The sequence below is a fragment of the Aminobacter aminovorans genome (assembly GCF_900445235.1).
Lineage (GTDB): Bacteria > Pseudomonadota > Alphaproteobacteria > Rhizobiales > Rhizobiaceae > Aminobacter > Aminobacter aminovorans.
Genome location: NZ_UFSM01000001.1, coordinates 4,410,660 through 4,422,999, shown reverse-complemented (window position 1 = coordinate 4,422,999; position 12,340 = coordinate 4,410,660). Strand labels below are relative to the sequence as shown.

Here is a 12,340-nt window from a genome sequence, read left to right as displayed (position 1 = left end):
AGGGGACACCAAAACATGCTGAAGCCCGGCGCGGCCGCCGAAACGAAACCGGAGCTCGACAGAGCCACGGAAGGCGATATCGAGGCGATCGTCAACGGCACCCATGGCGACCCGTTCGCGGTGCTGGGGCTCCAGCAGTCGAGCAAGGGGCTTCTCGCCCGTTGCTTCGTGCCGCATGCCGAAACCGTCACCGCCCACACGCTGGAGGGCAAGGCGTGCGGCGAGCTTCCCCGCCGCAACGATGCCGGCTTCTTCGAAGGCAAGCTGTCGATCCGCAAGCGCCAGCCGCTGCGCTATCTCGCGAAAAATGCCGGCGGCGAATGGTGGGTGACGGATGCCTACAGCTTCGGCCCGGTGCTCGGGCCGATGGACGACTACTTCATTGGGGAAGGCTCGCATCTCCGGCTGTTCGACAAGCTGGGCGCACATCTGATTTCGCATGAGGGCGCCGACGGCGTTCATTTCGCGGTCTGGGCACCGAACGCGCATCGGGTTTCGGTGGTCGGCGACTTCAACGACTGGGACGGCCGCCGTCATCCGATGCGGCTGCGCCAGGACACCGGAATCTGGGAGATCTTCGTTCCCGACATCGGTCCGGGCCGGCCCTACAAGTTCGAACTGATCGGGGCCCGCGGTGTCAGGTTGCCGCTTAAGGCCGACCCCTACGCCATCCGTTCCGAGCTGCGGCCTGCCACTGCGTCGGTGACCGACATACCGCCCGCGCATGAATGGGGCGACGACAAGCACCGCGCGCATTGGCGTGCGTCCGACCATCGGCGCGAGCCGATCAGCATCTATGAGGTGCATGCCGGCTCGTGGCAGCGCCGCGACGACGGCAGCTTCCTGTCGTGGGACGAGATGGCCGATCGGCTGATCCCGTATGCCGTCGAGACAGGCTTTACCCATATCGAGTTTATGCCGATCTCAGAGCATCCCTATGACCCGTCCTGGGGCTACCAGACGACGGGGCTCTATGCGCCGTCCGCCCGTTTCGGCGAACCCGAGGGCTTTGCCCGCTTCGTCGACGGCGCCCATCGTGCCGGCATCGGCGTCATCCTCGACTGGGTGCCGGCGCATTTCCCCGTCGATGAGCATGGGCTGGCGCATTTCGACGGCACAGCGCTCTACGAACATGCCGATCCGCGCCAGGGTTTCCATCCCGACTGGAACACGGCGATCTACAATTTCGGCCGGCGCGAGGTGGTGTCGTTCCTCGTCAACAACGCCCTGTTCTGGGCGGAGAAATACCATGTCGACGGCCTGCGCGTGGATGCGGTCGCCTCAATGCTCTATCTCGACTATTCGCGCAATCAAGGCGAGTGGATCCCCAACGAGTTCGGTGGCCGCGAGAACCTGGAGTCGGTGCGTTTCCTGCAGAAGATGAATGCTGCCGTCTACGGCGCGCATCCCGGTGTGATGACGATCGCCGAGGAATCGACATCCTGGCCCAAGGTGTCGCAGCCGGTGCATGAAGGCGGGCTCGGCTTCGGCTTCAAATGGAACATGGGCTTCATGCACGACACGCTGGAGTACCTCGCCAAGGAGCCGGTGCACCGCAAGCATCACCACAACGAAATCACCTTCGGGCTGCTCTACGCCTTCAGCGAGAATTTCGTCCTGCCGTTGTCCCATGACGAGGTCGTGCATGGCAAAGGCACCCTGCTCAACAAGATGGCGGGTGACGACTGGCAGAAGTTCGCGACGCTGCGCGCCTACTACGCCTTCATGTGGGGTTATCCCGGCAAGAAGCTGCTGTTCATGGGCCAGGAGTTCGCCCAGCGCGCGGAGTGGAGCGAGGCAAGGGCGCTCGACTGGAACCTGCTCGACTCCGCCCCGCATCGCGGTGTCTGGCAGCTGGTGCGCGATCTCAACTACCTCTACCGCTCGCGCCCGGCGCTGCACGCCCGCGACTGCGAGCCCGAAGGCTTCGAATGGCTGATTGTCGACGACGCGGCGAACTCGGTCTTTGCCTGGCTGCGCAAGGCACCTGATGGCGCGCCGATCGCCGTCATCTCCAGCTTCACCCCGGTTCTGCGCGACGGATATCGCGTGCCGCTGCCAAAGGCAGGCAAGTGGCGGGAAATCTTCAACTCCGACGCGCTGGACTATGGCGGGTCGGGCAAGGGCAACAACGGCATGGTCACCGCGCAACCGACGGATGGAGGAGGGGCAGCGGCTGTGCTGCTTCTGCCGCCGCTGGCGACGATCATGCTTGAGTTTGTGGCGGACTGAGCAGGGAGGATGGCATGGAACTGAAGAGAAACCAGCCGCTGGCGCGCGATGCCATGGCCTATGTGCTTGCCGGCGGGCGCGGCAGCCGGCTCAAGGAACTGACCGACCGGCGCGCCAAGCCCGCAGTCTATTTCGGCGGCAAGACCCGCATCATCGATTTTGCGCTGTCGAATGCCCTGAACTCGGGCATTCGCCGCCTCGGCGTCGCCACTCAGTACAAGGCGCATTCGCTGATCCGCCACCTGCAACGCGGCTGGAACTTCCTCAGGCCCGAGCGCAACGAGAGCTTCGACATCCTGCCGGCGAGCCAGCGCGTCTCCGAGACGCAGTGGTATGAAGGCACTGCCGACGCGGTCTACCAGAACATCGACATCATCGAGGCTTACGGCCCGGAATACATGGTCATCCTGGCCGGCGATCACATCTACAAGATGGACTATGAGCTGATGCTGCGCCAGCACGTCGACGCCGGCGCGGATGTCACCGTCGGCTGCCTCGAGGTGCCACGCATGGAGGCGACGGGCTTCGGCGTGATGCATGTCGACAAGAAGGACAGCATCATTTCCTTCATCGAAAAGCCGGCCGATCCGCCTGGCATTCCCGACAAGCCGGACTATGCGCTGGCCTCGATGGGCATCTATGTCTTCAAGACCAAGTTCCTGATGGAGCAGTTGCGCCGCGACGCCAACGAGCCGGAATCGAGCCGCGACTTTGGCAAGGACATCATTCCCTACATCGTCCAGCACGGCAAAGCCGTGGCGCATCGTTTCGCCAAGTCCTGCGTGCGCTCGAGCATGGAAGGCGAGGCCTACTGGCGCGATGTCGGTACCGTCGACGCCTATTGGGAAGCCAATATCGACCTGACCGACATCACGCCCGAACTCGACCTCTACGACCGCGACTGGCCGATCTGGACCTATTCGGAACTGACCCCGCCGGCCAAATTCGTCCATGACGAGGACGGCCGGCGCGGATCCGCCATTTCCTCACTGGTCTCGGGCGACTGCATCGTCTCGGGCGCCTCGCTCAAGCGCAGCCTGATCTTCACCGGCGCGCGCATCAATTCCTATTCGACCCTCGAGGACGTGGTGATGCTGCCGGCATGCTATGTCGGCCGCAACGCGCGGCTCAAACGAGTTGTCATAGATCATGGTGTACGGATACCCGAGGGACTGGTTGTCGGTGAGGATCCGGTGCTGGACGCCAAGCGTTTCCGCGTCTCGGAGAAAGGCATCTGCCTGATCACCCAGGACATGATCAACAGGCTGGAGTTGTAACTGGTGCAGGTGCTTTCGGTCACGCCCGAGATTTTCCCGCTGATCAAGACCGGAGGGCTGGCCGACGTCACCGGCGCGCTGCCGGGGGCGCTCGCAGGACTTGGCGTTGCCACCCGCAGCCTGGTGCCTGGCTATCCCGTGGTGATGAACGCGCTGAAGAAGAAAAAGGCGGTGCATCAGTACGCCGGATTGCAAGGCGGCAAGGCAGCGCTCCATGCCGCCGAGATCGCTGGCCTCGATATGCTGGTGCTCGACGCGCCGCACCTGTTCGACCGGCCCGGTGGTCCCTATGGCGACGCCGCCGGAGCGGACTGGCAGGACAACTGGCGGCGCTTTGCAGCACTCGGCCGTGTCGGCGCCGATATCGCTGCCGGTGTGGTCAAGGGCTACAGGCCTGACGTCGTGCACGCCCATGACTGGCAGTCGGCGATGACGCTGGCCTACATGCGTTATGGCGAGGCGGCGAAAGTGCCGTCGGTGATGACCGTGCACAACCTGGCCTTCCAGGGGCAGTTCGGCGTCGGCATCTTTGCCGGTCTTGGCCTGCCGCAACAGGCGATGGCGCTCGACGGCGTCGAGTATTATGGCGGCGTCGGCTTCCTCAAGGCTGGCCTGCAGGCGGCATGGGCGATCACCACCGTCAGCCCGACCTACGCCCAGGAAATCCGGACCCCGGCCTTCGGCATGGGACTCGACGGGCTCATCAACCTGCGTTCGCCCGATCTCCACGGCATCGTCAACGGCATCGACGACGACATCTGGAACCCGGAGAACGACAAGCATCTTGCGGCTGTTTACACGGCGAAGAACCTGAAAGGGCGCAAGGCCAACAAGCGGGCGATCGAAGAGCGCATGACGCTCGATCGCGATGACGGTCCGATCTATTGCGTCGTCAGCCGCCTGACTTGGCAGAAGGGCATCGACATTCTGGCGTCGATCATCGATCCGGTGATCGCCTCCGGTGCGCGACTGGCTATCCTGGGTTCGGGCGATGCCGGGCTTGAAGGCGCGCTTCTGGCTGCCGCCGCACGCCATCGCGGCCGCGTTGGCGTCGTCATCGGTTACGACGAGGGGCTGTCGCACCTGTTGCAGGGCGGCGCCGATGGCATCCTGATCCCGTCGCGCTTCGAGCCGTGCGGCCTCACCCAGCTTTACGGCCTGCGCTACGGCTGCGTGCCGATCGTCGCGCGCACCGGCGGACTGGCGGATACCGTCATCGATGCCAACGAGGCGGCTGTTGCGGCCGGCGTTGCCACCGGCTTCCAGTTCACGCCCGAAGACGCAGGCGCCTTCCACCACGCCATCCTGAGGGCCAATGCACTGCATGCCGAGGCAGCAACATGGGCGGCAATCCAGAAGCAGGGCATGAAGTCGGATGTCTCATGGGGCCGGAGCGCCCAGAAATATGCCGCACTTTACCGCATGCTTCTCTCGAAAAGGGATGCCTGAATGATTCGTACTGTCGCCACCACGCCCTACAACGACCAGAAACCCGGCACTTCGGGCCTGCGCAAGAAGGTGCCGGTCTTCCAGCAGCCGAACTATGCCGAGAACTTCATCCAGTCGGTGTTCGATTCGCTCGAAGGCTTCGCCGGCAAGACGCTGGTGGTCGGCGGCGACGGCCGCTTCTACAATCGCGAGGTGATCCAGAAGGTCATCGCCATGGCGGTCGCCAATGGCTTCGGCCGCGTGGTGGTGGGGCAGGGCGGCATCCTGTCGACGCCGGCGGCCTCCAACCTGATCCGCAAGCGCAAGGCCTTTGGCGGGCTGATCCTGTCGGCCAGTCACAACCCCGGCGGCCCGCACGAGGATTTCGGCATCAAGTACAATGCCGAAAACGGCGGTCCAGCACCGGAAAAGATGACCGACGCGATCTATGCCCGCAGCAAGGTCATCCCGGCCTACAGAACCGCCGACATCGGTGCGGTCGATCTCGACAAGCTTGGCACATTCGAAGTCGGCGGCATGAAGGTCGAGGTCGTCGATCCGGTCGCCGATTATGCCGAGCTGATGGAAACGCTGTTCGATTTCGACGCGTTGCGCGCGCTGTTCAAGTCCGGCTTCCGCATGCGCTTCGATGCCATGCACGCTGTAACAGGACCTTATGCCAAGGAAATACTTGAGCGTCGCCTTGGTGCCGCGGATGGCACGGCGCGCAACTTCGTGCCGCTGGAGGATTTCGGCGGTCACCACCCCGACCCGAACCTCGTTCACGCCAAGCATCTCTATGACGAGATGATGGGACCGAACGCCCCTGATTTTGGTGCCGCCTCCGACGGCGACGGCGACCGCAACCTGATCATCGGTCGCGGCATCTTCATCACGCCTTCCGATTCGCTGGCGATGTTGGCCGCCAATGCGCATCTCGCGCCCGGCTACAAAGCCGGCCTCAAGGGCATCGCGCGCTCGATGCCGACCAGCGGTGCCGCCGACCGTGTTGCCGAGAAGCTCGGCGTCAGCATCTACGAGACGCCGACCGGCTGGAAGTTCTTTGGCAATCTGCTCGACGCCGGCATGGCGACGATCTGCGGCGAGGAGAGTGCCGGCACCGGTTCCGACCACGTTCGTGAGAAGGACGGTCTGTGGGCGGTGCTGCTGTGGCTCAACATTCTTGCCGTGCGCGGCGAGAGCGCCAAGGACATCGTTGCCAAGCATTGGGCGACCTATGGCCAGAACTATTATTCACGCCACGACTATGAAGAGGTCGAGACCGACAAGGCCAATGCACTGGTCGACGAACTGCGCCGCAAGCTGGCGTCGCTGCCGGGAACCAGCGTTCAGGGCATGAAGATCGCCAGTGCCGACGACTTTGCCTACAACGATCCGGTCGATGGCTCGGTGAGCAAGAACCAGGGCATCCGCGTGCTGTTCGAGGGCGGCTCGCGTGTCGTCTTCCGTCTGTCGGGCACGGGCACATCGGGCGCCACCCTGCGCGTCTATATCGAGCGCTACGAACCCGATCCGGCGCGGCACGGGCAGGACACGCAGGCAGCGCTTGCCGACCTGATCAAGGCCGCCGACGACATTGCCGGCATCAGGAGCCATACCGGCCGCGACAAGCCGAGCGTGATTACGTGAGATGGTTGAAGGCGGCTACTGGCCGCACTGTCGCCGCTCGATGACCCAGGATCGCAGCACACCACCTCTTGGCGCGACTGTAACCGATGACGGCATCCGTTTTGCCGTCTGGTCCGGTGCTGCCGAACGTATCTGGGTGTCGGTTTTCGATGCCGACGGCAAGGCGGAGACCGCACGGCTGGAAATGCCGCGCCGTAAAGACGGCGTCTTTGCGTTGGAAGTCACCGGACTGTCCGAAGGAACGCGCTACGGCTTTCGTGCCGATGGGTCATATGCGCCCGACGATGGCTTGTGGTTCGATCCCGACAAGCTGCTGGTCGATCCATACGCGCGAAGGCTTGACCGGCCCTACCGCTATGATGGCCGGCTTGCGTCGCCAAGGGGGCAGGGCGGCGACAGCGCCGGGCTGATGCCCAAGGCGGTGGCCGAGACGCTGCCAATCGTGCCGCACGCAGCACCGGCGTTCAGGCCGGGCGGCCTGATCTACGAAGTGCCGGTGCGCGCCTTCACCATGCGGCATCCCGATGTACCCAAGCGCCTGCGCGGCACGATCCGGGCACTCGCCGAGCCCGCAATCATCGCACATCTGCTGAAGATGGGCGTGTCGGCGGTCGAGTTGATGCCGGTAACGGCGACGATGGACGAGCGCCACTTGCCGCGCCTCGGCCTCACCAATGCCTGGGGCTACAATCCCGTGACCTTCATGGCGCTCGACCCGCGCCTGGCGCCTGGCGGCATGGCCGACCTCAGCGAGACGACGGCGGCGCTGCATGCCGCCGGCATCGGCGTCATCCTCGATCTGGTCTTCAACCACACCGCCGAAAGCGATGAATTCGGACCGACACTTTCGCTGCGCGGTCTCGACAATGGCGCCTATTATCGCCCGGCGGTCGACGATCCCGGCCGCTATGCAAATGACACGGGAACCGGCAATACGCTTGCCTGCGATCACCCGGTTGCGCGGGAACTGGTCCTCGACAGCTTGCGGCATTTCATCGTCCATGCCGGCATCGACGGGTTCCGCTTCGATCTCGCGCCGGTGCTTGGGCGGGTCGATGGCGAATTCCGTACTGACGCGCCCTTGTTGCGGGCGATGCGGCAGGACCCTGTCATCGGCGACCGTGTCTTGATCGCCGAACCCTGGGATATCGGCCACAACGGCTATCGGCTCGGTGGCTTTCCCCAGGAGTTTCTCGAATGGAACGACCGTTACCGCGACGATGTCAGGCGTTTCTGGCGCGGCGATCGCGGTATAGTGGGCGCGCTGGCGACACGGCTAGCGGGATCGTCCGACAGCTTTGGCGGCGGCGCGCAAACGCGGACCGTGAACTTCATCGCTGCCCATGACGGCATGACGGTCGCCGATCTCGTGCGCTACGAGCGCAAGCACAACGAGGCCAATGGCGAACACAATCACGACGGCCACAACGAAAACTTCTCGTGGAACAACGGCGTCGAGGGCGAGAGCGGCGATCCTGAGATCGTTGCCGAGCGCAATCGCGACATCCGCGCCTTGCTGGCGACGCTGTTTGCCTCGCGCGGCGCCATCATGCTGACGGCGGGCGACGAGTTTGGGCGGAGCCAGCGCGGCAACAACAACGCCTACGCCCAGGACAACGAGCTGACCTGGCTCGACTGGGCCGAGCGTGACGTTGCCTTGGAAGACTTTGTTGCTGAACTTGGCAGGTTGAGGCGACAGGTGCCTGCGCTGGCGCAAGTGGATTTTCTGAGAGGTTCGGCTTTTGATGGCGCGCAGGTTGCAGACGTCGAATGGCTGACCGAGGCCGGCCGAGCCATGGGCGATGCCAACTGGCATGAACCCGACCGCCACCGCCTGACCCTGGTGCTGGGCAATGGCGCCGCAGAGGGTGGGCGGCTTGCCGTGATGATCAATGGCGCGCGGCGCGATCTGAATTTTGCCCTGCCGGCGCGCCCGGCTTTCGAATGGCGACAGGCGATGAACGGCTCGCATCGGGCGGCTGGCCGCTTTGCCGTGCCGGCGCGCAGCGTTTCATTTGCGATTGAACGGCCCGCGGCCGACAGCCAAGGAGATCAGCCATGACGCAGCAAGCTGGACCTGGTGCCGACTGGTGGCGCGGGTGCGTCATCTATCAGGTCTATCCGCGCTCGTTCCAGGACAGCACCGGCGACGGCAGCGGCGATCTTGCCGGCATTGTCAGGCGGCTGCCGCATATTGCGTCGCTGGGTGTGGACGCGGTGTGGCTGTCGCCCTTCTTCAAGTCGCCGATGGCCGACATGGGCTACGACGTGTCGGACTACTGCGCCGTCGATCCGATGTTCGGCACCCTTGCCGACTTCGACGCGATGATATCGGAGGCACACCGGCTCGGACTGAAGATCATCATCGACCAGGTGCTGTCGCACTCTTCCGACAAGCATCCCTGGTTTGTCGAAAGCCGGGCCAGCCGCGACAATCCCAAGGCCGACTGGTATGTCTGGGCGCAGCCCAAGCCTGACGGCACCGCGCCGAACAACTGGCTGTCGATCTTCGGCGGTCCGGGCTGGGAGTGGGATTCGACGCGCAGGCAATATTACCAGCACAATTTCCTCGCCTCGCAGCCGGATCTCAACTTCCACAATCCGGCGGTGCAGGACGCGCTCCTGGAAACTGTGCGCTTCTGGCTCGATCGCGGCGTCGATGGCTTCCGCCTCGACACGGTGAACTTCTACGTTCACGACAAGTGGCTGCGCGACAACCCGGCCTTGCCGAAGAGCATTGCCGGCGAGAACGAGGAAGCCAATCCTTACGAGTACCAGGATCATCTGTTCGACAAGACGCGGCCGGAAAACATCGCCTTTCTCGAGCGGTTTCGTGCGCTGCTCGACGAATATGGCAATCGCAGTTCGGTGGGCGAGGTCGGCGATGGCGAGCGCTCGCTGCAGACGGTGGCGGCCTACACGTCGGGCGGCGACAAGCTGCATATGTGCTACACGTTCGACCTGCTTGGCCCGAAATTCTCCGCCGCTCACGTCCACAAATGCATCGCCGATTTCGAGGCGGCAGTGACGGACGGGTGGGTCTGCTGGGCATTCTCCAACCACGACGTGATCCGCCATGTGACACGCTGGACGAGGCCCGGCGGCGACCCGGAAGCGGTGGCCAAGTTCTCCATTGCCTTGCTTGCCTGTCTGCGCGGTTCGATCTGCATCTACCAGGGCGAGGAGCTTGGCCTGGAGGAGGCCGAAATCGCCTTCGAAGACCTCCGCGACCCCTACGGCATCCGCTTCTGGCCGGGCTACAAGGGCCGCGACGGCTGCCGCACGCCGATGGTGTGGGAGGCCCAGGCCGAGCAGGGTGGTTTCTCCGACGGCAAGCCCTGGCTGCCGATTTCAGCCGCCCATCGCGCGCTCGCGGTCGACCGCCAGCAGCGCGACGCGGAATCAGTTCTGTGTCGTTACAGGGCGGTTCTTGAGGCCCGCAGGATGCTTCCGGCACTTATCCACGGCTCGATCATGCTGCTCGAAACCGAGGGCGATGTGCTTGCTTTCGTGCGTGAGGAGGGGGCCGAACGGCTGCTCTGCGTCTTCAACTTTTCCGAGAAAGCCGCCTCATTGCCAGTTCCGGCAAGGTTTGGTGGCTTGAGCCCGCTGCCGTTTCCGGGAGCTTTGGGCGAACTCGAAAAAGACCGTATCACCTTGTCTCCGCTCGATTACTTTATCGGGCGCTTTGTTTGAACTCGCTCAAGTTGACTTTAGGTGAGCACGAGTCGTGTTGAAAATAAAAATTGTCGTGTCTAGTGTCAGCCACCGCTGGCGGTAGGGAGCTGCCGGCTCGCTCAACGAAACCGGAAACATCCGGCATTCGGGCGCTAACCAGGCGAGGCCGTGTTTACGGGGAACACGCCTATTTGGGAGAAGTACACATGCTGAAGAACATGCTGAAAGCGACAGTGTTCGCTACGACGCTTGCGCTGTCTGCTGGAGCGTTGTCCGTTCCGGCCTTTGCGGAGGTCGTCTACAACCGTGGTGCGGCCGCTGATCCGGAATCGCTTGATCCGCACAAGACCTCAACCACCTATGAAGCGAACCTGATGCGTGACCTGTTCCAGGGTCTTGTCATGCAGGATGCCAAGGCGGAGCTCATCCCCGGTGCGGCCGAAAGCTGGACCGTGTCCGACGACGGCAAGACCTACACCTTCAAGATGCGTGCTGGCGCCACCTGGTCGGACGGCAGCCCCGTAACCGCCGAAGATTTCGTCTACTCCTGGCATCGTCTGCAGGATCCGGCCACAGCCGCCGAATATGCCTCCATGCTTTATCCGGTTGTCGGCGCCGAGGAATTCAACACCGGTAAAGGCAAAGCCGAAGGCATGGGCATCAAAGCGGTCGATGCCAACACACTTGAAGTCACGCTGAAGAACCCGACGCCTTATTTCCTCGAGATGCTGTCGCACCAGGCGACCTATCCCGTCAACAAAGCCAACGTCGAAAAGTTTGGCGCTGACTGGCTGAAACCCGGCAACATGGTATCCAACGGCGCCTACACACTTTCCGAGTTCGTGCCGAACGATCACATCACCCTGGTCAAGAACCCGAAGTTCTATGACGCTGCCAATGTGAAGATCGACAAGGTCAACTACATTCCGAACGAAGACCGTTCGGCGGCGATGAAGCGTTATGAAGCCGGCGAACTCGATAGCTACGAGGATATCCCGACCGAACAGCTAGCCGATCTGAAGGCCAAGTTCGGCAATGAGATCCATGTCGCGCCTTATCTCGGCACCTATTATTACGCGGTCAAGACCGACAAGGCGCCGTGGGACAACGTGAAGCTGCGTAACGCGATCTCCGAAGCGATCGACCGCGACTTCCTGGCGGAGAAGGTCTGGGGCAACTCTATGTCCCCGGGTTATTCGATGGTGCCGCCCGGCATCGAAGGCTACAAATCGTCGATGGCTGCCTTTGCCGAAAAGTCTCAGATCGACCGCGAGGACGAGGCCCGGAAGGTTCTTGAAGAACTCGGCTACACCCCGGAAAAGCCGCTGAAGATGGAAATCCGGTACAACACTTCGGAGAACCACAAGAACACCGCCGTCGTGATCCAAGAGCAGCTCAAGCCGCTCGGCGTCGAGGTGACGCTGGTCAATACCGACACCAAAACGCACTACGGGCACCTTGAGCAGAAGGGCGACTATGACGTGGCCCGTGCCGGGTGGATTGCCGATTACAAAGATCCCGAGACTTTCCTCGGCATCAGCCGCAAGGCGTCCGGCAACAACCACTCGCTCTTCAACAATGCGGACTACGAGAAGTTGATGGACGAGGCTGCGGCAGCAGGTGGCGATCCTGCCAAGCGCATGGAACTGCTCTCGCAGGCCGAAAAGGTGCTGGTCGACAACGTCGGCAACATCCCGCTGCTCTACTACAACTTCAAATACGTCGTGTCGCCGAAGTTGGCCGGCTACGAAGACAACGTTATGGACGTTCATCCGACGCGCTTCATCAGCAAGCAGTAAGCCAATGCCACCGTCGCCCCGCGAAATGCGGGGCGACCCTGGCGGCGGCTTGGAGCCTGGAAGCACAATGCGTGGACCGGCGGTACTTCAGCCATATGCGGAGACAGGTAGCAATCGTTTGCCCTTGTCCGCTCTGATGAGCCCGCCACAAGTTCCCTTCGACAATGCGTTCGCCTTAACTGCCCGGTCTCGTGATTTGAGACCGGGCAGTTCGGGCGGCTGCGTCATCGACAGTGTTTCCTGCCTCGCCACCGCTGCTTTCGCAAAGGCGGAAAA

General features: G+C 62.9%; 7 protein-coding genes. All 7 read left to right on the top strand.

The window, feature by feature from the left end; genetic code table 11:
• Positions 1-15: 15 nt before the first annotated feature.
• The 7 genes from glgB (at position 16) to DY201_RS21800 (ending at position 12,064) form a co-directional block, all read left to right on the top strand.
• A complete protein-coding gene (glgB, locus tag DY201_RS21830; RefSeq protein ID WP_115733035.1) occupies positions 16-2,232 on the top strand; it encodes a 1,4-alpha-glucan branching protein GlgB in 2,217 nt (738 codons plus the stop codon).
• A gap of 14 nt (positions 2,233-2,246) precedes the next feature.
• Positions 2,247-3,509, top strand: a complete 1,263-nt coding sequence (gene glgC, locus DY201_RS21825) for a glucose-1-phosphate adenylyltransferase (RefSeq protein WP_115733034.1) — start codon at positions 2,247-2,249, stop codon at positions 3,507-3,509.
• A 3-nt stretch (positions 3,510-3,512) separates the two neighbouring features.
• A complete protein-coding gene (gene glgA / locus DY201_RS21820; protein ID WP_115733033.1) occupies positions 3,513-4,958 on the top strand; it encodes a glycogen synthase GlgA in 1,446 nt (481 codons plus the stop codon).
• Positions 4,959-6,587, top strand: a complete 1,629-nt coding sequence (locus DY201_RS21815; protein WP_115733032.1) for an alpha-D-glucose phosphate-specific phosphoglucomutase — start codon at positions 4,959-4,961, stop codon at positions 6,585-6,587. It begins immediately after the preceding gene.
• Between the two features lie 40 nt (positions 6,588-6,627).
• Positions 6,628-8,649: a glycogen debranching protein GlgX gene (gene glgX / locus DY201_RS21810; RefSeq protein ID WP_115733920.1), complete on the top strand. Its 2,022-nt coding sequence runs from the start codon at positions 6,628-6,630 to the stop codon at positions 8,647-8,649.
• The gene (gene bglA, locus DY201_RS21805; RefSeq protein WP_115733031.1) at positions 8,646-10,283 is read left to right on the top strand and encodes a beta-galactosidase BglA; all 1,638 of its coding nucleotides are present in this window, start codon (positions 8,646-8,648) and stop codon (positions 10,281-10,283) included. The genes glgX and bglA overlap by 4 nt, the downstream gene beginning before the upstream one ends.
• 188 nt (positions 10,284-10,471) lie before the next feature.
• Entirely contained in the window at positions 10,472-12,064 is a 1,593-nt protein-coding gene (locus DY201_RS21800) for a peptide ABC transporter substrate-binding protein (RefSeq protein ID WP_115733030.1), read from the top strand.
• Positions 12,065-12,340 lie beyond the last annotated feature (276 nt).